Origin of the sequence: Streptomyces rhizosphaerihabitans (genome assembly GCF_025399795.1) — a bacterium.
GTDB lineage: Bacteria > Actinomycetota > Actinomycetes > Streptomycetales > Streptomycetaceae > Streptomyces > Streptomyces rhizosphaerihabitans.
On the sequence record NZ_JAODTZ010000001.1, the window covers coordinates 355,052 to 377,771 of the forward strand.

Sequence of the window (22,720 nt, forward strand, 5' to 3'; positions counted from 1 at the left end):
CCTGTTTACGAGGAGTTACTCGAAAGTTATTCACCAACCAGGGAAAAGATAGTCAGGGTTGGCAGCCAACTCGGCCAATGCGGAGGAAGTTTCCCTCTCTCCCGATCCTCCGTGACAGCAAGCGGATCACGACAAACCCAACCCGCCGTGCAGCCGCATCGGCCCCGTGCTCTGGCTCTGCTGGTCATCTCGCATCATCAGAGCTGACCCTGCAGGGCTTGCAGCACCGTCTTCAGTGACGCCACCACGTGCTCGGCTCCGGCATCCCGGAGCAGTTTCTCCTTGTCGGGGTGACGCGCGTAGCCGAGGAACGGAACCCCGGCGCGCCGGGCGGCGTGCAGATCCGAGGGGGCGTCACCGATCATGAGCGCCTTCGACGGATCCGCGCCGAGTGCGTTCAGGGCCCGGTTGAGGCAGTCCGGATCCGGCTTGAGGTGGGCGAGGTTCTGGGTACGGCCGTAGACGTGGGGCGCGAAGCATTCGGCCAGACCGCGGCCCTCCAGGTAATGGGAAGCCGTGCGAGGCGAGTTGTTGGTGACGATCGCCAGCCGGGCGCCGACGGCCCTCCAGGTCCGTATCACCGCGTCGGCGTACTCGGTGGGCCAGGCCTTGGCCACCGCCTTGAGCTCCTGCTGGGTGAATCGTTCCTCCAGCTCGGCCGCCAGGTCGCTGCGCGGACCCCGCCGGTTGACCGCGTGCAGGACTTCCAACGGATCGGCGTGCTCACGTTCCTCCGGGGTCAACAGCCTGCGCATCCCCTGCTGTTCGAGCCACGCGACCAGATCCCTGGCCACCTTCTCGGCAGCGTGCCCCGCGTACAGTCGGCAGACCGGCCCGTCGAAGTCGAAGAGCACGAAGCGCGCGCCAGCGATCGTGTCCCGCAGGTTCTCCGTCTGTGTCGCCACCGCATCAGTCTGCGTCGTATCGGAAGTCACTACGAGAGTCTGAGGTCCGTGGTGATGGTTTCCCAGAGGGCGTTGAACCACTTCTGGGATTCGTCCACGAACGCGGCGTCCCGGCCGCCCGCCCGCTTCTCGAAGGAGAAGAGCAGAGACGCGGAGCCGAGGGTGTCGAACATGTCCAGGACTCCGTCGTCCGCGGTCGCCTCCTCACGCCTGGCGATCATGTAGTACGCCAGCAGCGCCTCCGACTGGTTGAGCAGGTAGAGCTTCACCGGTGGCGTGAACGGGAGTGCCCGGAAGGTCACGTGGACGTCGATGCCGTGGGAGGAGCGCAGGGACTGGAGGTTGTGGCGCAGGACATGCCCCTGGGCGTTGCGCTGCTGCAGCCAGCGTTTGTGGACCGGGTCGTCGTCGCCACGGCCCGCGACGGAGATGGGGAACGCCAGGTTGATCTCCCGGCTGGGCAGCAGGATCCGCACGTCGATGCGCTCCGGGCGGATCCTGCCGTCGTGGATCTGGCGGACCGGCTCGCCGAGCGCCAGCGTCAGCGTCTCCGCGGTGAGGCAGGCCGCGTCGATCCGCACATGGGGGACGGAGAACGCCTCGGTGATACGCGGGGGGAGGCCCACCATGGTCGGCTGGGGTCCGTTCCGGGTGGGAGTGACTTCCGCGATCCGCGGCGGACTGCCCTTGCTGACGTTGCTGAGCAGGCCGCCTTCCTGGAGCTCGCGCAGGGCCAGCCGGACGGTGCCGCGCTCGACGCCGAACTCGTCGGCCAGTTCCGCCTGGGTGGGCAGACGGTCGCCGGCCTTCAGCTCACCGGCGCGGATGCGCTCCCGCAGGACATCGGCGATCTCCTGGGACGAAAGCCTTCTGCTGCTGCCACTCACCACAACGTTCTCCCGAGTCACGACCAAACGGTACAACTCTCCCCCATCTTTGGGGAGTTACTCGAAAGTTGTTTATCGATACTTGCCAAGTGGGGACAACCTAACCAGAGTTGGTTGCCAACTTGGCCAAGATGGCGGAAGTTTCGTCTCCCCCTCGCCCATCCGTGGCACCGAGCACCCCGAGCAGGTCACCGAAGAGAAACAGGAGGAACCACCATGCCCGCCATCGCCCTCCTCTCCGCCGTCTTCGTCGTCGGCTTCGAGCAACTCGTCCAGTGGCGGTACGGGCCGACGGGCATCGTCGGACTGCTGCTGCTCACCATCGGGATCAAGGCGAAGAACCCCACGTGCAGCACCATCGGGGCCGTCGTCCTGGCCCTGCTGATGGCGGGGCCGGCCGTCAGTTCGTGATCAGCAGTTCCGAACTGATCGTCTCCCACAGCGCGTTGAACCAGAGGTGGGTCTGTTCCACGAACGTGGTGTCCCGCAGTCCCGCCCCCTGACCGAAGGGGAACAGCATCGACTGCGTGCCTTCGGCGTCGTACATCTCCAGGTGTTCGTGGTCGATCTCCTCGCCCCGCCGCGCGAGCGTGTAGTACGCGAAGAGCGCTTCGGCCTCGTTGAGCAGGTACAGCTTCACGGGCGGGGTGAAGGGCAGCGCGCGGAAGGAGACCCGCACGTCGATGGCGTGCGTGGCGCGCAGCGCCATCAGGTTGTGCCGCAGCACCTGCACCTGGGCGTTGCGCTGGGCCAGCCAGCGGCGCCGCGGACGGTCGTCCGTCATGTCATCGACCGGCGCGGGGAACGCGAGGTCGATGTCCCGGCTGGGAAGCAGCACCCGGACGTCGACCTTGGCCGGTTTTATGCGTCCCGCGTGAATCTCGCGCAACGGCTCGCCCATGGCGAGGGTGAGCGACACGGCGGTCAGACACAGCGCGTCGATCTCCACGTGCGGGACCTCGAAGGCCGCCCTGATCCGCGGGGCGAGCGCCACCACGGTGGACTGCGGCTTGTCCTGCGGCCCGGTCAGAGCCCGCTCGGGATGGTCCGCGACCGTCGCCGGGCTCCCCTTGGACACGTTGACGAGCAGGTGCTCCGACTGAAGGATGCGCAGCGCCTGGCGCACCGTGCCGCGTTCGACGCCGAACTCGTCGGCCAGTCTGGCCTGGGTCGGCATGCGCTGGCCGGCCCGCAGCTGACCGGACCTGATCCGGCTGCGCAGCTCGTCGGCCACCTCTCGGTGCGACTTTGGCGGCCGTGGTGACCTGTTCCGTCCGTTGACGACGGCCTGCTCCGGCTCCACAACCAGAACACTACAACTTCCCGCCATCTTGCGGCAGTTGCCCGATGGGTGGTTATGAGTCGTCCCAACATGGAGATAACCAAGAGTGAGTTGGTCGCCAACTTGCTCAACATGGTCAAACTTCTGGAGGGTTGGCCGCCGAAGTTCCGCCTGGACGCCGGGTGGTCGGGGCGGACGGTCCTCAGCGGGGGTCCGCCTCCCCGTCCCCAAGGAGGGACCGTCATGCCGCTCGTCGCCCTCGCCGTCGCCGCCCTGGCCATCGGATTCGAGAATCTCATCCAGTGGGAGTACGGGCCGATGGGCATCCTCGCCTTCGTCGCGCTCACCGTCGGGCTCAAGGCCCGGAACACCACCGTCAGCGGCATCGGGGCCGTGATCCTCGTGATGCTGCTCGCCCAGTCCGGCTGACCGGACGCCACCGTCCGCCAGTCCGGCTGACCGTGCTCCCCTCCGGAGGGGAGCCGGGAGCTCGGTCAGTCCGCACCACCGCACCAACCCGCACCACCACAACCACAACTGAATCGCTACGGATCAGCAGTCGGCATCGGCACACGTGTGGAAGGAGAACCTCACCAACTGGCAGCAGCAGTTCAGAAGATGTCCGGGCACCACGGTCGCCTGGACGTCCGCAGCAGGGCGTCGGCCACGGAGGCAGCGCCCTCTTGCCGTTCCCGGACCCGGCCCAGCGCCACCAGTCGCACCGCGGACTCGTCCCCGAGCCACAGCGTCGCCAAGTCGGCGATGGAGAGGGACAGGTGGGCATCCTCGGTGGTCGGTGCGCAGGTCGCCGTACCGTCCGACGCGGCCTGGAGCCGATATCGGCCGCCGTCCGGCCCGCTCTCGTCCGTCACGTCCAGCACGAGCGTCCCGGCAGTCCCGTACGTCCGCGCCTCCAGAGCCCGTACGACATCCAGGATCCGCACCCAGAGCCAGTCCGACTGCGTGGTGATCCGGGCGGCGCGCGGGTCCGGCAGGAAGTGCGGCAGCAGGTCGTCGGGGGCGCGCCGGCCGGTCTTGACCCGGGTGATCCAGTCGATCGAGCAGAGGTACTGCCACAGGGCACGCTCGGCCGCCGGTGTCACCGCGAGCAGCCAGTTCACCTCCGCCGTGTTCTGGGGCTGGTTGGCGTCGCCCCAGTTGTCGTCCGACGTGTAGGAGACCAGTCCCTCGATCTCGCCGGACGCCGAGCGGTACGCGGCGTAGAACGGTTCCTTCCAGGGGTCGTCGCCGAGGTGCAGCAGGCCGGTGTCCACCTGCCACCAGCGTTCGTCGCGGCTCACCGCGCCGGGCCGGCCGCGCCGGAACCGTTCGTGCAGTTCGGGGCCCGCCTTGCGGACGTCCTCGGCGTCCACGAGGTCGATGCGGCCGCCGTCGGCCGGGCCCGCCCAGCGAGGATCCAGGCCGGTGCGCGGTACGTCGACGGTCCACTCGGCGGTGGTGGTGACGGGGCCGAAGCCGTAGCGGCCGTAGATCGGGTACTCGGCGGCGATGAGCGTCGCGACGACATCGCCCCGCTTCCTCGCCTCCGCCAGGTCGGCCTTCATCATGCTGGTGAGGAGGCCCCGGCGGCGGTGCGTGGGCGAGACGGTCACGTTGGAGATGGCGTCCGCGGGGACGACGGCGCCGCCGACCGCGGTGAGCTCCTGCGGGAACGACCTGAACGTCGCGACACAGCGGGAGCCGTCGAACGCGCCCAGTGTCCTCGGCGGGATGAGCACCGGCGCCCGCGCCTCGGCCTCCTGCTCCGAGACGGCCGGCGGCCGCAGGAACCCCGTGTTCAGCGCGCGCAGCCAGTCCGGGATGTCCGAGGCGGTGATCGGTCGTACGTCGATGGAGCCGATGGCATCGATGGTGTCGTGCGGGGTCATGTGGCCACGCTAGGCGGACCTCGACGGAGTGTCGCCCGGATTTCCGCGCGCTCTCCCCCGGCCGTCCCCGCCCCCTCCTCACCCGGGACACCACCCGGAATCCTCGGCACCCGGGGCACCACCCGGAACGCTCGGCACCCGGGAGCACCCGGGGCGGGCGGTGCGGCCGGTGCGGCGCGGTGCCGGCCGGTGCGGCGCGGTGCAATCCGACGGAGGCCCACTGCGGGGCTGTGGGACGGGTGCAGGCCCGGGCGAGCCGACTGCGGGGCGGGCGCGGTCCCCTTCAGGGCGGGTGCAGGCCCGGGCGGGGCGGGTGCGGGACCGTCCCGGACGGGTGCGGGGCACGGTTCAGGACGGGTACAGGACCGTCCGGGACGGGTGCAGGCCCGTCCGGGACGGTTCGTTCGGGCGGGTGCGGCTTGTGCGGGCCGGGGTCGGGGTGGGTGCGTAGTTCCCTGTGCCCTGGCAGGACACAGGGTGCGTAGTCCCCTGTGTCCCGGCAAGGCGCACCGCGCCGTCGGCAGGGCGTGTCCCCGGCCCGTCACGTCCTCTTCTCAGAAAGCCGCGCGGATCTCCCCCACCTCGCGGCCACCGCCCAGCAGGGGTGCGGCACCGATCCGCGTGACCGCCGGCGCGTCCACGCCCAGCAGGCCCAGCGCGCGGGCCAGGACGGGGCCCAGCGCCCGGCCCCCGCCGTCGTCGATCTTGAAGGCGAGGGCGCGGCCGTCGGGCAGCGCGACCGCCTGAACGGCTTCGGCGCCCATCTTGGAGAGGGCGCCCGGGATCTCGCGCATCAGCCAGGTGTCGGGGCGCCGGGTGCCGGCGACGTACTCGGGGTGGGTGCGCATGGCGTCGGCGACGCGGCGCTCGGCGGAACCGGGGGTCGCGAGAACGAAGGAGCGGAAGGCACGGGCGAGACCCGTGAGGGTGATGGCCATCAGGGGCGCCCCACAGCCGTCCGTGCCGACCGCGGCGACGGTCTCCCCGGCGTTCTCCTCGACCACGGAGTGGATCAGCTGCTGAAGGGGGTGCCCGGGATCGAGGTACGACTCGGTGGGCCAGCCGCGCTGTGCGCACACCGCGAGCATCGCCGTGTGCTTGCCGGAGCAGTTCATGGTGATCCGGTCGCGAACGGCACCGGAGGCGAGGTAGGTCTCGGCCTCGACGGGGTCCAGCGGCAGGTCCGCCGGGCACTGGAGCTGCCCCGCGGTCAGTCCGTGCTCGACGAGCATCTTCTGGACCAGATCGCGGTGGAAGATCTCGCCGGAGTGGCTCGCGGCGGCGAGGGCGAGGCGCTCCCCGGCCAGGTCCAGGCCCGCGCGCAGGACCCCCGCGGCCTGCATGGGCTTGTTCGACGAGCGGGGGAAGACCGGCGCCGTCACCTCGCCGAGCGCCAGCTCGACCGTCCCGTCCGCGGCCAGCAGCACCAGGCTGCCGCGGTGGTGCCCCTCGGTGAAGCCGGAACGCACGACCTCGGCGAGGACCGGGTGCACGCCGGGTGCACCGGGAACAGGAGCGACGCCGGACGTACGAGTCGTGCCGGACGCACCGGCTGCGCTGGGGGTACTGAAGGTGGCCGGGTTGCCGGAGATACCGGGGGTGGCGGGAGTACCGGGGGTGGCGGGACTGCCGGAGGTACCGGAGGCGCCGGGAGTACCGGAGGCCGCGGGAGTACCGGAGGCGGCGGGACTGCCGGAGGTACTGGACGCGGCGTGAGTACCGGAGGTGCCGGGGCTGTCGGGGTTGCCGGAGGTGCTGGATATACCGGTTGCACCCGGTATATCCGGTGTGGCGTCGGGTACGGGCGAGCCTTCGGGCGTGCTGGGAGCTACGGACATCGGCGGTGGCCTTCCGGAACGGGGACCCGCTCGGAAGGCATCGGCCGGGTCGTGTCCCGGACCGCGCCCCCGCCTGCGCGGAGCGGAAACGCGCCCCTGGATTCCGGCGCACCCCTCGGCCCCGGGATCGCCGGGGCCGCCACGTCACATGAGCAGGTCGTCTACTTGTGCTTCGCCTTCACGGTACCTGCGGGCGATCTCGGCGCTGCAATCGTCGGCCGTGCGCTGAAGCTGCTGGCGCTGCCGGGAGACCTGCTGCTCATAGCGGACGAGGCGGCCGAGCCCCGCGACCAGCTCTTCGTCCGTCCGGGCGTCCAGGTCCGACAGCTCCACCTCGGCGAGCATGTCGGCGGCCAGCGCCCGGTACTGCTCGCCGTGCGGCGTGCCCACCGTCACGTGACGGGCCGAGGAGCGGTACCGGGCCGGCGCGTCCGTCAGGATCTCCGAGAGCCGCTCGACGACGGACGGCCTCCCCCGGTCCACGTTCGACCGGTGCCCGGAGGCCGCGCCGGGCAGCCGGCGCTCCCCGCGGCGCGCGAGCTCCGCGCGCAGGATGTCGATACGCCCCTGGAGCAGCCGCCGGACATAGCTGAGGTCGGCCTCGTCCCGCTGGGCGTCCCGGCGCAGCGTCCGCAGTTCGGGCAGCCGGAGCACGGCGACGCCGGGCCGGGCCGGATCGGCCGCCGACGGACCGCTGTCGGTGCGCTGCACCGGCGGCCGGGCCGTCAACCCTTCCGCCCGTGCGCTCGTGCGGGTCAATGACACGGCGCCGGGCTGCTGCCCGGTCCTCGATGTGCTCATGTGCCTCTACCGTCCCCTCGAACAGCGGTCCACCCAACGGGTGCACCGCAACACCCCGCATGGTGCCACCCCCGATGGTCGCTATGTGACCGAGTGACCCGATCAGCCCCAGATGGCGGGTTGGTTACCCTGGAAATCACGCGAAGGGCCCTCAGCGCGCGGCGGCGCCGTGACACGGCATCATGGTCCGCATGCGTGCGGTGGTGCAGAGGGTGGACGGCGCGAGCGTCGTCGTGGACGGCGAGACGGTCGGCGAGATCAGCGGCGAGGGACTGTGCGTCCTCGTCGGGGTCACCCATGAGGACACCAAGGAGAAGGCGGCCCAACTCGCGCGCAAACTCTGGTCCGTTCGGATGCTGGCCGACGAGCGGTCCTGCTCCGACATCGACGCGCCCCTGCTCGTCATCAGCCAGTTCACGCTGTACGGCGACGCCCGCAAGGGCCGCCGCCCCACCTGGAACGCCGCCGCCCCTGGCGATGTGGCCGAGCCGCTCGTCGACGAGGTCGTCGCCCAACTCCGCGCTCTGGGCGCCACGGTGGCCACGGGCCGTTTCGGCGCCCGGATGCGCGTCTCCCTGACGAACGACGGCCCGTTCACCGTCCTCCTGGAGATGTGAGCCCTCCTGAAGGTGCGAGCACTCCCGAAGTGTGAGCCCTCCTGGAGAACGCGAGCCCTCCGGCAGACCTGAGCCCTACGGCTCGACCACGACCTCCTGCGCCGCAGCCGTCGTGTCCGCCATCAACGGGGCGTCCAGCGGCACGTTGCGCTTCACGAGTGCCAGGGCGATCGGGCCCAGTTCGTAGTGGCGTACGGATGTGGTGATGAAGCCGATCTTGCGGCCGTCGGGGGCCTCGTCCGCGAGGCGCAGCTCGGTGCCGTGCGGAGGCAGAAGGACCTCGCTGCCGTCGAGGTGGAGGAAGACCAGGCGGCGCGGGGGCTTGCCCAGGTTCTGCACGCGGGCGACCGTCTCCTGGCCTCGGTAGCAGCCCTTCTGGAGGTGCACCGCGGTACCGATCCAGCCCAGCTCGTGCGGGATGGTGCGGTGGTCGGTCTCGAAACCGAGGCGGGGCCGGTGCTGCTCGACGCGCAGGGCCTCGTGGGCGAGCAGTCCGGCCGCGGGGCCCGCCTTCTCGGCGTACGACTCCAGGTCCGCGCGCGGGAGGAAGAGATCACGGCCGTACGGCGTCTCGCGGACGACGACTCCCTCGGGGACCTCGGCGATCGAACCGGCCGGGAGCTCGACGACCGCGAAGTCGGCGGTGCGGTCGGCGACTTCGACACGGTAGAAGAACTTCATCGACTCCAGGTAGGCGATCAGCGCGTCCTGGGTGTCGGGTTCAGTGTGCATCCACACCGTCGTGCCGTCGTCCACGAGGTACAGCGCGTGCTCGATGTGGCCGTTCGCGGAGAGGATCAGCGCCTCGGTGGCGCGGCCTGCCGGCAGGTCGGTGACGTGCTGGGTGAGCAGCAGGTGCAGCCAGGTCAGCCGGTCGTCGCCGGTGACGGTGACGACTCCGCGGTGCGAGAGGTCCACGAAGCCGATGCCGTCGGCAAGGGCGCGCTGCTCACGGAACAGGTCGCCGTAGTGGGCGGCGACGCCTTCGTCCACGCCCTCGGCGGGAACGGCACCGGGCAGGGACAGGAGGGAGCTCTTCATGGACATACACACTACGACCGCGCGGTCGCCGATTTTATTTCTGCGCCGACGACAACATGATCGCCGCAGGTGACCCCGGACGACTACCTGGACGACCAGCTGGATGACCATCGGTGTTCATCCAGGGTCATTCCGAGATCACTTCTGCCGGGCCTGGCAGTCCTTGCAGCGTCCGAAGATGGCGAAGTGCTTCATGTCCGTCTCGAAGCCGAAGGTGTCCCGGAGCTTCGCGGTGAACTCGGCGGCGACGGAGACATCGGCCTCGATGACGTTCGTGCAGTCGCGGCAGACGAGGTGGATGTGATGGTGCCGGTCGGCCAGGTGGTACGTCGGTGCGCCGTGCCCCAGATGGGCATGGCTGACCAGCCCGAGCTCCTCCAGGAGCTCCAGGGTCCGGTAGACGGTGGAAATGTTGACCCCCGACGCCGTCTTCCTCACTTCCACGAGGATGTCGTCGGGGGTCGCGTGCTCCAGGGTGTCCACTGCTTCGAGGACAAGCTGGCGCTGCGGCGTCAGCCGGTAGCCGCGCTGCCTGAGGTCGCTCTTCCAGTCGATGCTCACCACACTGGAAGTCTAGGACCATTCCCCTCCGAGCCGACCTGATGAACTGCACGGCGGCTCACGAACGGCACGGCCTCACGAACGGGCACGGCGGCTCACGAACCGCGCGGCAGCCCGCGAACAGCACGGCGGTCTACTTGAAGAAGGCGATCCCGTCGTCCGGCATGTCGTCGGGCAGGTCCTTGGCCCAGCGCTCGACGTCCTCCGGGGTGACGACCTTCTTCAGGTGCCCGGACATGTAGGGGCGCAGCTCGACCTCGGGGGTCTGCTTCTCGCCGACCCACATGAGGTCGCTGTTCACATAGCCGTAGAGGCGCTTGCCACCGCTGTAGGGACCGGACGCGGCCGTACGGGCCACGGCGTCGGTGACCAGGTCGATCTGCGGCTTCTTGTCGGCCAGCTCGCCGTACCAGATCTCGACGACGCCGTCGTCGCGGGTCATCACGACCTCGACCTTGCGGTCGGCGTCGACGCGCCAGAAACCGGCCTCCGACTCCAGCGGCCGGAGCTTCTCGCCGTCCGCGTCGAGCACCCAGCTGTGCGAGCGGTACTCCAGGAAGTCCCGCCCGTCGTGCGTGAAGCTGACCTCCTGCCCGAAGTTGCACTTCTCGGAGCCGGGGAAGTCGTACACACCGACTCCGGCCCAGTTGCCGAGCAGGAAGACAAGGGGGACCAGGTCCTTGTGGAGGTCCGACGGGATCTCGATCATGAGCTGAGCAGTTCCTTGATGGGGGTCAGCGCTGGCCCTGGTACAGCTTCTTCACGGTCAGTCCGGCGAAGGCGAGCACGCCGACGCAGACCAAGGCCAGCAGGGTTTCGAAGAAGATCTCCACGGGGTGCTCCTCGGTGAGCGGAACGGGTCCCCGCCCGGACGCAGCCGGGACTGGGGAGGTACACAAAAGCCGGGCCCCAGCTTACGCGGCTGGGGCCCGACGCTCTCTTTCAGGTAGGCCCTGGCGGGCCGCGGCCCTCAGCCGAGGAGCTGGCTCTGCAGAACGACCGTCTGCTGGAAGGGAACCGCCGGCGCGGAGCCCTTGCGGGACTGCACGACGAGGGCGATGGTGTCACCGGCCGACAGGTATGCCTCACGGACCTGTTCGGCACCGTACGGCTTGCTCTCCGTGTACGCGTACCGGGTGATCTGGTCGACCGCCGAACGCTCCGGGAACGCCTCGTCCCGCTCGGTCAGTTCGGCCCCGCGCCAGGCGTACTGCGGGGAGTCGTAGTACGCCACCTTGTTGGTGACCAGGTCCTCCGCGACGGCGGCGGTGTCGAACTGGAGCAGATAGATCTGCGTGTGCGTGCCGTCGGCGGTGGTCCAGCCGCGTGCGGCGATGTGCCGCAGGGCGTAATCGGTCAGCAGCTGGCCGACGGTGTCCCGGTCCGTCTTCTCCGCGTACTTCGCCACGAAGGACTTCTTCGCCAGCCAGCCGTCCTCGCCGCGCAGCGCCGGGTCCGCCTTGGCGCCCTTCGGGGCGGGGAGCAGGAGCTTGCGCAGGTCGGCGGAGTGGACTCCGGCCTTGTTGGACTCGGCGAACGGCCCCGGGCTGCCGGACGGCAGCGGTGGCTTGACGATGGCCGGGTAGTCCCAGCGCCCGTCGGCCTTCGTCGCCAGACCGGGTACGTCGGTGCGCTCCATCCCGGTGATGCCGTACGCGACGGACGAGCCGACCGCCGCGAAGACCACGGTGGCGGCGGTCCAGCGCAGGACGGCGCGCAGCACCCGACGGTCCTTCTTGACCTTGACCAGCGGCACCTCGGGCTCGTCGGCCATGGGCGGCACGACCGGCGACGGCGGCACCGCGGCCTCGGCCCCGGTCTCCGTCCCGGCTTCCGTCCCGATGTCCGTCCCGATGTCCGTCCCGGCTTCCGCCACAACGGCCGGCTGCTCCGGCTGCGGTACGGGGGCCTGCGGCTCGGCGGCGCGCGGTTCGTCCCGCTCGGCGGGCGCACCCTGCTCGACCTGTGTCGTGTCCTCGGCCGATGTCGTGTCCTCGGCCGGTGTCGTGTCCTCGGCCGGTGTCGTCTGCTCGGTCATACCGCCTCTCCCGGCTCCTGGATACGGTCGAGCTGCTCACGGAGCAGGTTCGCGACCCCCTTGGTGTTCATCGGCTTGGCCGCGTACGCGATGGCGCTGACCAGCACGTCACCCTGATAGGCGGAGCAGATCATCATGTCGAGCTTCTCCTCCTTCTTCTTGGGCGACAGGAAGCACTTGGCGTTCTTGTGGCCCTCGATCTTCGGTCCGGAGCGGAAGATCTTGAGGGCGTCGAACAGCCCGTTCTGGAACGTCGACATGTTCCGCACGGCCCGCTTGTCCTCGATCTGCGCCAGCTGGATGCTGACGGTGAAGACGCCGTCGCCGGTTGAGCCGCTGTAGAGGTAGCTGCGCATGGCCATGCCCTTGGTGCGCTGCTTGTCGATCCCCTTCTCTATCTGCCGCCGCTGGGAGCGGGGCAGGCCGCGGACCGCCTCCTTGCGCAGGGCGGTGGCCTCGCCCCCGCTGAGCGCGGCGTCGGAGCCGAACCGGGCGATGTCCGGACCCTGGCTCAGGCTGTCGTCGTACGGCACGAGCATGGCGGCGAGCGAGGACGCCGCCTTCGTCTTCTTGGCCTCGCCGCTCGTGGCCTTCGGGAACTTCCAGGCCGGCGCGCCCGCGTCCCGGTCGGCGTCCTGGACGGTCACCACGGTGTAGGCGCTGCCCGCGACGACGGCACCGACGAGCAGCACGGAACCGGCGATGGCGGCGATACGGCCCCGCCGGACGGGCTTCTTGCCAGAAGCGGGTTCGGCGGCGACCGCCTGCGGTACGACGGACTCCGGCAGGGTCGGTTCCGGCGTCTCAGGTTCCGCCGTCTCAGGTCCCGCCGTCTCAGGTTCCGCGGCCGCGGGAACCGTCGGCTCCGACGCGGCCGACGCCGAAACGGGCTCCCCGGGCTTCACGGCTTCCGCGTTCTCCGGGTTCGGGGATTGCTCGTTCACAGCCGCTCCAACTGCCGCTTGGCCAGGTCCATGATCTTCGACTTCGGGATCGGCTTGGAGTCGAAGATCCAGATCTCCATGGCGATGTCACCGCGCGAGGCCGTCGCCTGAGCCTTGTAGAGCGGCAGGTAGCCGGCCTTCCTTTCCGGCTTGAAGAGGTAGACCATGCCGTCGCTCGCACCCGGGAACGACGAGTCGCTTGCGCCCTCCACGTTCCAGTCGCTCGCCTGAACCGCGGCGCTGAGGTTCTCCTCCTGGCGGTACTGCACCAGCCGGATCTCGGTGCTGTAGGTACTGCCCACCGTCCAGCTGACCCCGGCGCCCCGGCGGAACTCCGCCTTGATCAGATCCTCGAACTCGCGGTCCGAGTGGTCCAGCGAGTGTGCGTAGCCGGCCAGGTCCAGCCAGCCGTCCTGCTCCGGTGCCCAGTCGGGCACCTTCGTGCCCTTCGGCCGAGGAAGCAGCAGCTTGCGCAGGTCGCCGTCCGTCTTTACCCGGTGGTCCTGGGCGGCGGACAGCGGCTCGGGGCCTTCGCCCTTGGCCTGGGCCACCACCGGCTGCGACAGCGGGGGCAGCTTGGTGGGCTCACGGTCGGCCTGGACCAGGAAGCCGGTGCAGGTCCCGGCGACGAGGCCGAGCACGGCGGCCGTGGCGATGAGCAGAGTCGTACGACCGCGCCGACGGGCCCGCGGAACTGGCGGAGCGTCATCCGACTCGACGGAGGATTCCGCCTCAGCGGACTCGGACATCACAGGAGCCAACTGCTCGGCGGACGCCGCGGATTGCTCCGGCTCCGCCGCTGCCGACGCCTGGCTCGACGCCGATGCCGGGGATTCCTCGACCGGCACGGGCTCCGCGGGTTGTACGGCATCGCGAGGCGCCGTACCGGACTCAGCGATCGGCGCAACCTCGGGCACGCCTGGTCTTTCCGGTGTTTCGGATCCTTCGGGTACTACCAAGACGTCCCCCCACGAACGTGAAGCGTGGATTCCGTATCCGCGCGCACAGGAGACCCACGGCCCGCACATGGGGTTGCACGAACGTTGATCACGATTCGGAATACCATGGCGGCCATGGCGAACAAGCTCGTGATCAAGGTGACGGCGGGGGCCGATGCCCCGGAGCGCTGCTCACAGGCGTTCACCGTCGCGGCGGTGGCCGTGGCCAGTGGCGTGGAGGTCTCCCTCTGGCTGACCGGCGAGTCCGCGTGGTTCGCGCTGCCGGGCCGCGCCGCCGAGTTCGAGCTGCCGCACGCGGCGCCGCTGCCCGATCTCATCGACTCGATCCTGGCGGCCGGGCGCATCACCCTGTGCACCCAGTGCGCGGCCCGGCGCGACATCACGGAGAAGGACGTCCTGGAGGGCGTACGGATCGCGGGTGCGCAGGTGTTCGTGCAGGAGGCGATGGCGGACGGGACGCAGGCGCTGGTCTACTGACCGCTGGTCCGCTGACGGGGGCGCCGGCGGGGTCCGCGCGCCTCTACTGACCGCGTCTGCGCCGCCCGCGCGTGTCCACCCAGAGGCAGAAGGGGTGGCCCGCCGGGTCGAACAGCACCCGTACGTCCTCCTGCGGCTGATGGCCGGCGAGCCGGGCGCCCTGCTCGACGGCGTGGGCGGTCTCCTCGGCCAGGTCGTCGACCTCGATGTCGAGATGGAGCATCATCCGCTGGTCACCGGGGCCCGCGGGCCATACCGGCGGTGTGTAGAGCGGCTCGGTCTCGAAGGCGAGCGCGATCCCGCCGAACGGCGGGCCGATGAGCACCCAGTCGGGCTCCTCGGCGCGCACCTCGTATCCGAGCAGCCTCCGGTAGAAGGAGGCCAGTTCATGGGCGTCGGGCGCGTCGAGCACCACGGTGGACAACCTCGTACGCGACATGGACGCTCTTCCGCTCCCACCTCTGCCGCCGCTCGGCCGCTGCCGCTCGACCGCCGCTGCCGTATCCCGCTACTGCTGCCGCCGTTTCTTGCCGTCCAGCTCGTCCCACCACTCGTCGGACTTCGGGTCCCCGGACGGGTCGTCCCACCATCGGTCCTCGGGCCCCCGCCGGTTGGCCACCATCGCGGCCACCGGCGGAATCAGCATGGCCACCACACACATCCCGACGGCCACGGGAACCGACCACAGCCGTACGACTGCCCAGGCGAGGACGAACAGCACGATGCACGTCCCCATCATGGCGAAGTACAGATGACGCCTGCGCGCGTACATACCACCAGCGTAGGCCCGGACAACCCGTCCGGCTCAGTGTCGGCGGCCCCGGCAGGGGGTGGGGCAGCGGCGGGCGAAGAGGGCAAGCCGAAGGGCCGCACCCCGATCCGGTAAGCGTCCAACCCCCGGGGGTGCGGCCCTTCGGCCGTTCAGTCGACTGCCGTCAGGGACGGCGGTCCGCCGTTCAGACGGCGATCGCGACCTCGGAGAGGCCGCCCGTCTGGGCGACGACCGTGCGGTCGGCGGTGCCACCGGGGACCAGCGCGCGGACGGTCCAGGTGCCCTCGGCCGCGTAGAAGCGGAACTGACCCGTCGCGGAGGTGGGGACCTCCGCCGTGAACTCGCCGGTCGAGTCCAGGAGACGGACGTAGCCCGTCACCGGCTCGCCGTCGCGGGTCACCTGACCCTGGATCGTGGTCTCACCGGGCTTGATCGTCGAGGCGTCGGGGCCGCCGGCCTTCGCTCCACACATATTTCGATTCCGTCCTTCAGGCCTTGAGGGTTACTTGTTGGCGCCGAGCTCGATCGGCACGCCGACGAGGGAGCCGTACTCGGTCCAGGAGCCGTCGTAGTTCTTGACGTTCTGCACACCGAGGAGCTCGTGCAGGACGAACCAGGTGAGCGCGGAACGCTCACCGATGCGGCAGTAGGCGATCGTGTCCTTGGCGAGGTCGACCTGCTCGGCGGCGTAGAGCTCCTTGAGCTCGTCGTCCGACTTGAAGGTGCCGTCGTCGTTGGCGTTCTTCGACCACGGGATGTTGCGGGCGCTCGGGACGTGGCCCGGACGCTGCGACTGCTCCTGCGGCAGGTGCGCCGGGGCGAGCAGCTTGCCGCTGAACTCGTCGGGCGACCGGACGTCGACCAGGTTCTGCGAACCGATCGCGGCGACGACGTCGTCACGGAAGGCGCGGATCGAGGTGTTCTGGGCCTTGGCCTTGTAGGCGGTGGCGGCGCGCCCGGGGATCTGCGAGCCGTCGACCAGGTCGCGGGAGTCGAGCTCCCACTTCTTGCGGCCGCCGTCGAGCAGCTTCACGTTCTCGTGGCCGTAGAGCTTGAAGTACCAGTAGGCGTAGGACGCGAACCAGTTGTTGTTGCCGCCGTAGAGGACGACCAGCGTGTCGTTGCCGATGCCCTTCGACGAGAGGAGCTTCTCGAAGCCCTCCTGGTCGATGAAGTCACGGCGGACCGGGTCCTGGAGGTCCTTGGTCCAGTCGATCCGGATGGCGTTCTTGATGTGGTTCTTCTCGTACGCCGACGTGTCCTCGTCGACCTCGACGACGGCCACGTTCGGGTCGTCCAGGTGGTCCTGGACCCAATCGGCGTCTACCAGGACGTCGCTGCGGCTCATGCTCGTTCTCCTCCGGGGCAGTTGCGGCGGGGTGGTGCGTTGGAGAGGCTGCGCGGTGCTGCATGCCGGTGAGGGCTGCGCGGCGCAATGGTGGCCCGGACAAGAGAGGTCCAGGGGCCCGGCTCGCGGAAGGCGGGAACGCTTCCGCTCAGAAGGTGCGACAGAGCATGGCGGCGACGCGGCACAGGTCTACTGCCCGCCGCTTCGTGAGGTCCGCCTGTCGCTTCATGGGTCCGATCGTAGGGACGGACAGGCGGGCATGTCACCGGCGTGTCGGATACTGAGACGCGATCGTCCGCACTGTGATACGCGAAGGCCGTCGAAGCCCGGCCCGCACGGATTCCGGGGGGCCGTATCGGTCATCACTTCGACGGCGTATCTGCGGTGCGGACAGGGCCGTCTCGCCTTTCGGACAGCCACCCCTCCGGCAGGGGCTTCCCACCGGACCGTTGCCGCAGGATCTTTCCCCCGGACGGGCCCGGACCGGTCCGGCAGGACTTCCAGGGGCCGGCCTGGCAGGACTCTCTATGGACCTGACCCGGCAGGACTTCTACGAACCCGGCCTGGCAGGACTTCTACGAGCCCGGTCCGGCAGGACTTCTACGAGCCCGGTCCGGCGGACTGCCTCTTACCCGACCAGCCTGACGTTCGAACCCTTCACCGTGATCTCGACACCGCCCGGAGCCGCCTGGACGTTGTCGAGCTTGATGCCGCCCGGCAGCTGCTCGATCTTCTGCTGGAAGTCGGTGATCGAGCGGATCCGGCCCTCTGCGAGCTGGACGCCCAGCTTGGGCAGCGAGTCGGCGTGCACCTTCACGGTGTCGCCGGAGACGGTGACGGAGCTGAGCACCGAGACCGGGGGCACCTTGACGGGGCCGGTCACCGAGACCGTGACCTTGATCTTGCCGTTGCCGCCGTCGGAGAGGCTGACGACCTCGGCGGTGAAGCCGGGTGCGACCCGCGCGGGCTCGGACTTGGCGGCCTTGAGCAGTTCGGCGTACGAGATCGACGCGCTGCCGGTGGCGCTGCCGGCCGTGGCGGAGCTGTAGCCACCGTTGAAGGCGACGCCGCGCATCTCGGCGCTGAGGTCGTCGATGCGGATGGTGCCGGCGGAGGAGCCCGTGCCGCCCGTCGACGCCTCGTAGTTCTTGATGCCGATCTTCACGTCGTCGAGCTCGCCGCCGACGACCTGGGTGAGGAACGGAAAGCCCCCGATGGACACGTCGGGGGTGGTCGCGAGGCCCTCGGTGCTCTTGATCCGGCCGGCCGCCTCGTCCTCCGCGAACCCGACCGCAACCCGGTCGGCGAGCACGAACAGACCGCCGAGAATGACGAAGAGAATCAGGGTTATTCGCAGTGCGCGCATGCTCGATGTTCCCCCACCTGGGACGGCCCCGTCTGAACGGCCGAGTGGCCGCCGAGCGCGAGCCTAACCCCGAAGGGCCCCCAAATCGGGGGCCCTTGAAGGTAGTTGTCGATCACCTGTGACGATTCGGCGCGTCCCTACGACCGGATCCGGCCGACGGGATCGGCGGTCAGCCCAGCGCGCGGCCCAGCAGGTAGACCGCCGGGGCGGCTGCGGCCAGCGGCAGCGCCACGCCCGCGGTGAAGTGGACGAACCGGGAGGGGTAGTCGTAGCTCGCCACCCGGTGACCGATCAGAGCGCAGGCACCCGCGCCGAGGCCCAGGAAGGCGCCCTGCGTACCCAGGTCCGTCATCCCGCCGACCGCGATACCGGCGCCCGCGGCGGCCAGCAGCGCGACGACCACGGAGGCCGCCGTGGGCAGCGGCAGCGCACGGGCCAGGATCGCCACGGCGACCGCGGCGGCGCCCACCGTCACGGCGTCCGGCGCGGCCGCCGGATAACCGGCCGCGATGATCGACAGAGCCGCGGAGACGACGGTCGCCATCAGGCCGTACATCCGGGTGTCCGGGTCGGCGTGGCTGCGCAGCTGCAGCACAAGGGTCAGCAGGACCCACACGCCGAGGGTGCCGAGGATCGCGGCGGGCGCGTTCTCCCGGCCGGCCGCGAGCAGTGCCACGTCGGCGGTCACCGCGCCCAGGAACGCCAGCGCGATGCCCTGCCGGGCGGGCCACATCCCGTTCAGCCGGAACCAGCCCGCCGCCGTGACGGCCTGGAGCAGGACGAGGGGGACGACGAGCGCGTACTCCCCGATCACCGCCGCCCCGGAGAGCAGCAGCGCGAGCAGCGCCGTCAGCGCGGCCGGCTGCATCCCCGGCTCGATGATCGGCGACCGTCCCTCGGCGCGGGCGCGCTGGGCGTCGGTGATCCGGCTCTGGCCGATGACGGTCGCGGGCCCGTACGCGGAGTCGGCCCCGCCCGCGCTCTCGGGAAGCGTCCCGCCGGGGCGGGACGGGTCGGCCGGACCGACGGCGCCGGGCGCCTCGCCTGCGGCCGGCGCGTGCGCCGGAGTCCACGGCTGCGCCGGAGCCTCGGGCGGCAGGGGCGCCCCCACCGCACCGCCGTACCCCTGGGGCTCGCCATAGGTCTGGTACCCCTGCGGAGGCGGATACGAGGCGTCGGCCGCGGGGACCGGCGTCTGCGCCTGCGTCTCCCAGGTCCGCCCCTCCCACTGCTGGGTGTGCTGCGGCCAGTCCGGCTGCTGCTGGGGCTCCTGCGGCTGGGGCTGCTGCGGTTGCTGATACGGGTCGTACCCCTCGCGGCGACCCTCGTACGGCTGGTTGCTCATCGTCTCGCTCACCCTCCTGCGAACGGCGGGAGCACCTCGACCGTGCCGCCCTCGGCCAGCCGTACCGTCTCATGCCCGCGGGTCCCCACGGGATCACCGTCGATCAGGAACGAGCATCGCCGCAGGACGCGGACGAGTTCGCCGGGGTGTCGTTCGCGGGCCGCGTCGAGTGCCTCGGCGAGCGTGCCCGCGTCGTACGGCTCATCGTCGACGCCTGCCGCGGCCTTGGCGGCGGCCCAGTAACGCACCGTGCCCTTTGCCATCTCGTTCCTCAATCAGCGATCTGGTGTGTGGTGTCCGCGCGTCTGTTTGCGTGAACCCCGTCAGGCTAGCCCGCGTGGGTGACGGCCCAGTCCCCGATACGGGTGAGCAGGTCGTCGGCGGCGGCGTTCTCGGCGTGCCCCATGCCGTGCTCCAGCCACAGTTCGGCGTGGCCGCCGGAGGCCTCGGCCAGCATGCGCGGGTGGTCGAGGGGAAAATAGCCGTCCCGGTCGCCGTGGACGATGAGGAGCGGTGTCGGCGCGATGTGCGGAACGCACTCGACCGGGGACGCCGGCACCGGGTCCCAGTCGCGATGGTGGATCCGGGTCCGCAGGCCGAACCGGCCCACGATCCGGCCCTCCGGGCGGGTTACCAGCCAGTGCACCCGCCGCATAGGGGCCGTACCCCGGTAGTACCAACGGGCCGGTGCGCTCACCGAAACCACCGCGTCCGTACGCGCCCCTGTGCGCCCCTCGTGCTCCCGGCCGGGCACCGGCTCACCACCGGGCCCCGGGCCCTTCTCCCCGTACAACGCCGCGTGCCGCAGCACCACCGAGCCGCCCATCGAGAAACCGACCGTCACGATCCGGGTGTGCCCGAGTTCACGCGCCCAGGCCACCGCGGCCGCCAGATCGTGGACCTCGCGGTCGCCGACCGTCGAACGGCCGCCCGATCCGCCGTGACCACGGAAGGAGAAGGTGACCACCGCTCCGCTGCGGGCGAGGACGCCGACCGCGCGACGGACATGCGGACGGTCCAGATCACCCGTGAATCCGTGTGCGACGATGAACGCAAGGTCACCGGACGACTCCGTTCCGGGGTCGTAGGCCGCATCGATCGTCACCCCGTCGACCGTGCACAGAAACCTCCGCAAAGGGATGTGTGACGTTGTCTCAAGGCGTGGACTCTTGAAAGATCGCGTCACTTGACCTGCCGGACCTGAGCTCATGTGGGCTATTCTGCTGGGCATGAGGACTCGGGCAGAGTAGCCCCCGGGTCCTTTTGTGCTTTCGGAAGCGTTGTATACGAAGCGGGAAACCGCAGGTGTACGGGCCCCGGACGCACAGCGGATCCCAGGGGCGCGGGAGCCGCACGTACAGAGCAGTGCCGCAAACGTCCTCGCAGGGACCGAGGAGGAACCAGACGTTATGGGCGAGCGAACCGTGCACGAAGGCAGGACGACCCAGGTGGGTGAGGCCCGATGAGTTCTCTGTTGCTCCTCACGAACGCCCTTCAGCCGTCGACGGAGGTGCTTCCCGCTCTCGGCCTGCTGCTGCACAACGTGCGCGTGGCTCCGGCGGAAGGCCCAGCTCTCGTCGACACCCCAGGTGCCGACGTCATCCTGATCGACGGACGACGTGATCTCCCGCAGGTCCGCAGCCTGTGCCAGCTGCTGCGCTCCACGGGACCCGGCTGTCCGCTCATCCTCGTCGTGACGGAGGGCGGCCTCGCAGCCGTCACCGCCGACTGGGGCATCGACGACGTTCTCCTCGACACGGCCGGTCCGGCCGAGGTCGAGGCACGCCTGCGGCTCGCGATGGGCCGTCAGCAGATCGTCAACGACGACTCCCCGATGGAGATCCGCAACGGCGACCTCTCCGTGGACGAGGCGACGTACAGCGCCAAGCTCAAGGGCCGGGTCCTCGACCTCACCTTCAAGGAGTTCGAGCTCCTGAAGTACCTCGCGCAGCACCCGGGCCGAGTCTTCACCCGCGCCCAGCTGCTCCAGGAGGTGTGGGGCTACGACTACTTCGGCGGTACGCGGACGGTCGACGTCCACGTACGGCGACTGCGCGCGAAGCTCGGACCCGAGCACGAGTCGCTGATCGGAACCGTCCGGAACGTCGGTTATCGATTCGTTACCCCCGAGAAGGTGGACCGCGCCGCGGACGGGGCGAAGGCCAAAGCGGCCCAGCCAAAGCCGGAGGATGCGGACGAGACGGCGCACCTGGACAGCGCCGCTCCGGCGGAGGCCGCCGGGGAGCCACAGGAAGCCGCCGTACGCCCTGCCCAGAGGTAGGTCAATCCGCGTAGACTCCGCGCGTGGCCAAGGTGACTAGGGATGATGTAGCGCGACTGGCGGGTACGTCCACCGCCGTCGTCAGCTATGTCATCAACAACGGACCCCGGCCGGTCGCCCCGGCCACGCGCGAGCGCGTTCTCGCCGCGATCAAGGAGCTGGGGTACCGGCCCGACCGGGTCGCCCAGGCCATGGCCTCGCGGAAGACGGAGCTCATAGGACTGATCGTGCCGGACGCGCGCCAGCCCTTCTTCGGGGAGATGGCGCACGCGGTCGAACAGGCCGCCGCCGAGCGCGGAAAAATGGTCCTGGTCGGCAACTCCGACTACATCGCCGAGCGCGAGGTCCACTATCTGCGCGCCTTCCTCGGCATGCGGGTCTCCGGACTGATCCTCGTCAGCCACGCGCTGAACGACCACGCGGCCGCCGAGATCGACGCGTGGGACGCCCGGGTGGTGCTCCTCCACGAGCGCCCCGAGGCGATCGACGACGTCGCCGTCGTCACCGACGACATAGGGGGCGCGCAGCTCGCCACCCGGCACCTTCTCGAGCACGGGTACGAGTACGTGGCCTGTCTCGGCGGTACGGCCGAGACGCCCGCCGTCGGCGACCCCGTCTCCGACCACGTCGAAGGCTGGCGGCGCGCCATGCAGGAGGCCGGCAAGCCGACCGAGGGCCGCGTCTTCGAGGCCCCCTACAACCGGTACGACGCCTACCAGGTCGGCCTGGAGCTGCTCGCCGGGCCGCACCGGCCGCCGGCGATCTTCTGCTCCACGGACGACCAGGCCATCGGTGTCCTGCGTGCCGCGCGCGAGCTGCGCATCGACGTGCCGGGCCAGCTGGCGGTCGCCGGGTTCGACGACGTCAAGGAAGCGGCCCTGACCGACCCTCCTCTGACAACGATCGCATCGGACCGCTCGGCGATGGCCCGCGCGGCCGTGGACCTCGTACTGGACGACGGGCTGCGGGTGCCCGGGTCCCGCCGCGAGCGACTGAAGCTGTTCCCCTCGCGCCTGGTGGTACGCCACTCCTGCGGCTGCGAGTAGTCCTCGGCGACCCGCCACCACGCACCGCACCTCACGCACAGCGCCGGCGCACAGCGCTTACGGGCAACACGCACGGCATAAGGACAGCGGAGATCCCCGCGCCCCTCGACGGGACGCGGGGATCTCTGTTTGCAGACATAGGCCGGACAGGAACCGGAACAGCAGGCTGCCCTGGTCGAACCGCGGAGTTCACCGTGTCTTCGGGCACACCGGGGACGCACCGGGAACGCACAGAGAGCTCGCAGGGGGCTCGCAGGAGGCGTCTTTATATCGGGCATACGAGGTTCTGTCGGGCTTCTCAGGGACCACTCAGGGAGCTCTCA

General features: G+C 70.1%; 28 protein-coding genes. 7 read left to right on the forward strand and 21 right to left on the reverse strand.

Annotated elements, in window-relative coordinates; genetic code table 11:
• Positions 1-197 precede the first annotated feature (197 nt).
• The gene (locus N4G66_RS01660) at positions 198-935 is read right to left on the reverse strand and encodes an HAD family hydrolase (protein WP_261702066.1); all 738 of its coding nucleotides are present in this window, start codon (positions 933-935) and stop codon (positions 198-200) included.
• The gene (locus N4G66_RS01665; protein ID WP_261702067.1) at positions 935-1,819 is read right to left on the reverse strand and encodes a GntR family transcriptional regulator; all 885 of its coding nucleotides are present in this window, start codon (positions 1,817-1,819) and stop codon (positions 935-937) included. The genes N4G66_RS01660 and N4G66_RS01665 overlap by 1 nt, the downstream gene beginning before the upstream one ends.
• 189 nt (positions 1,820-2,008) lie before the next feature.
• Between N4G66_RS01665 and N4G66_RS01670 the strand changes: the two genes are divergently transcribed.
• Entirely contained in the window at positions 2,009-2,203 is a 195-nt protein-coding gene (locus N4G66_RS01670) for a hypothetical protein (RefSeq protein ID WP_261702068.1), read from the forward strand.
• On the opposite strand, the gene N4G66_RS01675 is transcribed toward N4G66_RS01670, so the two are convergent.
• Positions 2,193-3,101 carry a GntR family transcriptional regulator gene (locus tag N4G66_RS01675; RefSeq protein ID WP_261702146.1) on the reverse strand — a complete coding sequence of 303 codons (909 nt, stop codon included), beginning with the start codon at positions 3,099-3,101 and terminating at the stop codon, positions 2,193-2,195. The genes N4G66_RS01670 and N4G66_RS01675 overlap by 11 nt on opposite strands.
• A gap of 216 nt (positions 3,102-3,317) precedes the next feature.
• On the opposite strand from N4G66_RS01675, the gene N4G66_RS01680 reads away from it, so the two are divergent.
• Positions 3,318-3,503, forward strand: coding sequence for a hypothetical protein (locus N4G66_RS01680; RefSeq protein WP_261702069.1), 186 nt, complete (start codon positions 3,318-3,320; stop codon positions 3,501-3,503).
• Positions 3,504-3,685: 182 nt separating this feature from the next.
• On the opposite strand, the gene N4G66_RS01685 is transcribed toward N4G66_RS01680, so the two are convergent.
• Complete coding sequence (locus N4G66_RS01685; RefSeq protein ID WP_261702070.1) at positions 3,686-4,963, reverse strand: GNAT family N-acetyltransferase; 1,278 nt, start codon at positions 4,961-4,963, stop codon at positions 3,686-3,688.
• Positions 4,964-5,517: 554 nt separating this feature from the next.
• Positions 5,518-6,456 carry an asparaginase gene (locus N4G66_RS01690; protein WP_261702071.1) on the reverse strand — a complete coding sequence of 313 codons (939 nt, stop codon included), beginning with the start codon at positions 6,454-6,456 and terminating at the stop codon, positions 5,518-5,520.
• An 88-nt stretch (positions 6,457-6,544) separates the two neighbouring features.
• Between N4G66_RS01690 and N4G66_RS01695 the strand changes: the two genes are divergently transcribed.
• Positions 6,545-6,679, forward strand: a complete 135-nt coding sequence (locus N4G66_RS01695; protein WP_261702072.1) for a hypothetical protein — start codon at positions 6,545-6,547, stop codon at positions 6,677-6,679.
• Positions 6,680-6,945: 266 nt separating this feature from the next.
• Here N4G66_RS01695 and N4G66_RS01700 read toward each other — a convergent pair whose 3' ends face one another.
• The gene (locus N4G66_RS01700; RefSeq protein WP_261702073.1) at positions 6,946-7,602 is read right to left on the reverse strand and encodes an RsiG family protein; all 657 of its coding nucleotides are present in this window, start codon (positions 7,600-7,602) and stop codon (positions 6,946-6,948) included.
• 191 nt (positions 7,603-7,793) lie between these two features.
• Between N4G66_RS01700 and dtd the strand changes: the two genes are divergently transcribed.
• A complete protein-coding gene (gene dtd / locus N4G66_RS01705; RefSeq protein ID WP_261702074.1) occupies positions 7,794-8,219 on the forward strand; it encodes a D-aminoacyl-tRNA deacylase in 426 nt (141 codons plus the stop codon).
• Between the two features lie 75 nt (positions 8,220-8,294).
• Here dtd and ygfZ read toward each other — a convergent pair whose 3' ends face one another.
• The 6 genes from ygfZ to N4G66_RS01735 all read right to left on the reverse strand — a co-directional run bounded on the left by ygfZ (position 8,295) and on the right by N4G66_RS01735 (position 13,552).
• Complete coding sequence (gene ygfZ / locus N4G66_RS01710) at positions 8,295-9,260, reverse strand: CAF17-like 4Fe-4S cluster assembly/insertion protein YgfZ (RefSeq protein ID WP_261702075.1); 966 nt, start codon at positions 9,258-9,260, stop codon at positions 8,295-8,297.
• A 138-nt stretch (positions 9,261-9,398) separates the two neighbouring features.
• Entirely contained in the window at positions 9,399-9,824 is a 426-nt protein-coding gene (locus N4G66_RS01715; protein ID WP_261702076.1) for a Fur family transcriptional regulator, read from the reverse strand.
• Between the two features lie 130 nt (positions 9,825-9,954).
• A complete protein-coding gene (locus N4G66_RS01720) occupies positions 9,955-10,530 on the reverse strand; it encodes an FABP family protein (RefSeq protein ID WP_261702077.1) in 576 nt (191 codons plus the stop codon).
• Positions 10,531-10,791: 261 nt separating this feature from the next.
• Positions 10,792-11,859, reverse strand: coding sequence for a hypothetical protein (locus tag N4G66_RS01725; RefSeq protein WP_391858732.1), 1,068 nt, complete (start codon positions 11,857-11,859; stop codon positions 10,792-10,794).
• Positions 11,856-12,803: a hypothetical protein gene (locus N4G66_RS01730; RefSeq protein ID WP_261702078.1), complete on the reverse strand. Its 948-nt coding sequence runs from the start codon at positions 12,801-12,803 to the stop codon at positions 11,856-11,858. The genes N4G66_RS01725 and N4G66_RS01730 overlap by 4 nt, the downstream gene beginning before the upstream one ends.
• Positions 12,800-13,552, reverse strand: a complete 753-nt coding sequence (locus tag N4G66_RS01735; protein WP_261702079.1) for a hypothetical protein — start codon at positions 13,550-13,552, stop codon at positions 12,800-12,802. The genes N4G66_RS01730 and N4G66_RS01735 overlap by 4 nt, the downstream gene beginning before the upstream one ends.
• 324 nt (positions 13,553-13,876) lie before the next feature.
• Between N4G66_RS01735 and N4G66_RS01740 the strand changes: the two genes are divergently transcribed.
• Positions 13,877-14,239, forward strand: coding sequence for a DsrE family protein (locus N4G66_RS01740; RefSeq protein WP_261702080.1), 363 nt, complete (start codon positions 13,877-13,879; stop codon positions 14,237-14,239).
• A 43-nt stretch (positions 14,240-14,282) separates the two neighbouring features.
• Here N4G66_RS01740 and N4G66_RS01745 read toward each other — a convergent pair whose 3' ends face one another.
• The 9 genes from N4G66_RS01745 to N4G66_RS01780 form a co-directional block, all read right to left on the reverse strand.
• A complete protein-coding gene (locus N4G66_RS01745; protein ID WP_261702081.1) occupies positions 14,283-14,678 on the reverse strand; it encodes a VOC family protein in 396 nt (131 codons plus the stop codon).
• 69 nt (positions 14,679-14,747) lie between these two features.
• Positions 14,748-15,011: a DUF3099 domain-containing protein gene (locus N4G66_RS01750; protein ID WP_261702082.1), complete on the reverse strand. Its 264-nt coding sequence runs from the start codon at positions 15,009-15,011 to the stop codon at positions 14,748-14,750.
• Between the two features lie 184 nt (positions 15,012-15,195).
• On the reverse strand, positions 15,196-15,483 hold the full coding sequence (locus N4G66_RS01755) for a DUF1416 domain-containing protein (RefSeq protein WP_003953525.1): 288 nt from the start codon (positions 15,481-15,483) through the stop codon (positions 15,196-15,198).
• A 30-nt stretch (positions 15,484-15,513) separates the two neighbouring features.
• Positions 15,514-16,359, reverse strand: a complete 846-nt coding sequence (locus N4G66_RS01760) for a sulfurtransferase (RefSeq protein ID WP_261702083.1) — start codon at positions 16,357-16,359, stop codon at positions 15,514-15,516.
• A gap of 148 nt (positions 16,360-16,507) precedes the next feature.
• The gene (locus N4G66_RS45830; protein ID WP_350310325.1) at positions 16,508-16,588 is read right to left on the reverse strand and encodes a putative leader peptide; all 81 of its coding nucleotides are present in this window, start codon (positions 16,586-16,588) and stop codon (positions 16,508-16,510) included.
• Between the two features lie 399 nt (positions 16,589-16,987).
• Entirely contained in the window at positions 16,988-17,725 is a 738-nt protein-coding gene (locus tag N4G66_RS01765) for an LmeA family phospholipid-binding protein (protein ID WP_261702084.1), read from the reverse strand.
• Positions 17,726-17,894: 169 nt separating this feature from the next.
• Complete coding sequence (locus N4G66_RS01770; protein ID WP_261702085.1) at positions 17,895-19,070, reverse strand: hypothetical protein; 1,176 nt, start codon at positions 19,068-19,070, stop codon at positions 17,895-17,897.
• Positions 19,071-19,078: 8 nt separating this feature from the next.
• On the reverse strand, positions 19,079-19,333 hold the full coding sequence (locus N4G66_RS01775) for a MoaD/ThiS family protein (RefSeq protein ID WP_261702086.1): 255 nt from the start codon (positions 19,331-19,333) through the stop codon (positions 19,079-19,081).
• 65 nt (positions 19,334-19,398) lie between these two features.
• The gene (locus N4G66_RS01780; RefSeq protein WP_261702087.1) at positions 19,399-20,280 is read right to left on the reverse strand and encodes an alpha/beta hydrolase family protein; all 882 of its coding nucleotides are present in this window, start codon (positions 20,278-20,280) and stop codon (positions 19,399-19,401) included.
• A 252-nt stretch (positions 20,281-20,532) separates the two neighbouring features.
• On the opposite strand from N4G66_RS01780, the gene N4G66_RS01785 reads away from it, so the two are divergent.
• Both N4G66_RS01785 and N4G66_RS01790 read left to right on the forward strand, forming a co-directional pair.
• Positions 20,533-21,351: a response regulator transcription factor gene (locus tag N4G66_RS01785; protein ID WP_261702088.1), complete on the forward strand. Its 819-nt coding sequence runs from the start codon at positions 20,533-20,535 to the stop codon at positions 21,349-21,351.
• A gap of 23 nt (positions 21,352-21,374) precedes the next feature.
• Positions 21,375-22,397 carry a LacI family DNA-binding transcriptional regulator gene (locus N4G66_RS01790; protein WP_261702089.1) on the forward strand — a complete coding sequence of 341 codons (1,023 nt, stop codon included), beginning with the start codon at positions 21,375-21,377 and terminating at the stop codon, positions 22,395-22,397.
• Positions 22,398-22,720 lie beyond the last annotated feature (323 nt).

Coding starts and splice junctions, on each gene's coding strand:
- N4G66_RS01670 (WP_261702068.1), top strand. CDS start 2,009: ATGCCCGCCATCGCCCTCCTCTCCGCCGTCTTCGTCGTCGGCTTCGAG.
- N4G66_RS01680 (WP_261702069.1), top strand. CDS start 3,318: ATGCCGCTCGTCGCCCTCGCCGTCGCCGCCCTGGCCATCGGATTCGAG.
- N4G66_RS01685 (WP_261702070.1), bottom strand. CDS start 4,963: ATGACCCCGCACGACACCATCGATGCCATCGGCTCCATCGACGTACGA.
- N4G66_RS01700 (WP_261702073.1), bottom strand. CDS start 7,602: ATGAGCACATCGAGGACCGGGCAGCAGCCCGGCGCCGTGTCATTGACC.
- dtd (WP_261702074.1), top strand. CDS start 7,794: ATGCGTGCGGTGGTGCAGAGGGTGGACGGCGCGAGCGTCGTCGTGGAC.
- ygfZ (WP_261702075.1), bottom strand. CDS start 9,260: ATGAAGAGCTCCCTCCTGTCCCTGCCCGGTGCCGTTCCCGCCGAGGGC.
- N4G66_RS01720 (WP_261702077.1), bottom strand. CDS start 10,530: ATGATCGAGATCCCGTCGGACCTCCACAAGGACCTGGTCCCCCTTGTC.
- N4G66_RS01725 (WP_391858732.1), bottom strand. CDS start 11,859: ATGACCGAGCAGACGACACCGGCCGAGGACACGACACCGGCCGAGGAC.
- N4G66_RS01735 (WP_261702079.1), bottom strand. CDS start 13,552: ATGTCCGAGTCCGCTGAGGCGGAATCCTCCGTCGAGTCGGATGACGCT.
- N4G66_RS01740 (WP_261702080.1), top strand. CDS start 13,877: ATGGCGAACAAGCTCGTGATCAAGGTGACGGCGGGGGCCGATGCCCCG.
- N4G66_RS01745 (WP_261702081.1), bottom strand. CDS start 14,678: ATGTCGCGTACGAGGTTGTCCACCGTGGTGCTCGACGCGCCCGACGCC.
- N4G66_RS01750 (WP_261702082.1), bottom strand. CDS start 15,011: ATGTACGCGCGCAGGCGTCATCTGTACTTCGCCATGATGGGGACGTGC.
- N4G66_RS01755 (WP_003953525.1), bottom strand. CDS start 15,483: ATGTGTGGAGCGAAGGCCGGCGGCCCCGACGCCTCGACGATCAAGCCC.
- N4G66_RS01760 (WP_261702083.1), bottom strand. CDS start 16,359: ATGAGCCGCAGCGACGTCCTGGTAGACGCCGATTGGGTCCAGGACCAC.
- N4G66_RS45830 (WP_350310325.1), bottom strand. CDS start 16,588: ATGAAGCGACAGGCGGACCTCACGAAGCGGCGGGCAGTAGACCTGTGC.
- N4G66_RS01765 (WP_261702084.1), bottom strand. CDS start 17,725: ATGCGCGCACTGCGAATAACCCTGATTCTCTTCGTCATTCTCGGCGGT.
- N4G66_RS01770 (WP_261702085.1), bottom strand. CDS start 19,070: ATGAGCAACCAGCCGTACGAGGGTCGCCGCGAGGGGTACGACCCGTAT.
- N4G66_RS01775 (WP_261702086.1), bottom strand. CDS start 19,333: ATGGCAAAGGGCACGGTGCGTTACTGGGCCGCCGCCAAGGCCGCGGCA.
- N4G66_RS01780 (WP_261702087.1), bottom strand. CDS start 20,280: ATGAGCTCAGGTCCGGCAGGTCAAGTGACGCGATCTTTCAAGAGTCCA.
- N4G66_RS01785 (WP_261702088.1), top strand. CDS start 20,533: ATGAGTTCTCTGTTGCTCCTCACGAACGCCCTTCAGCCGTCGACGGAG.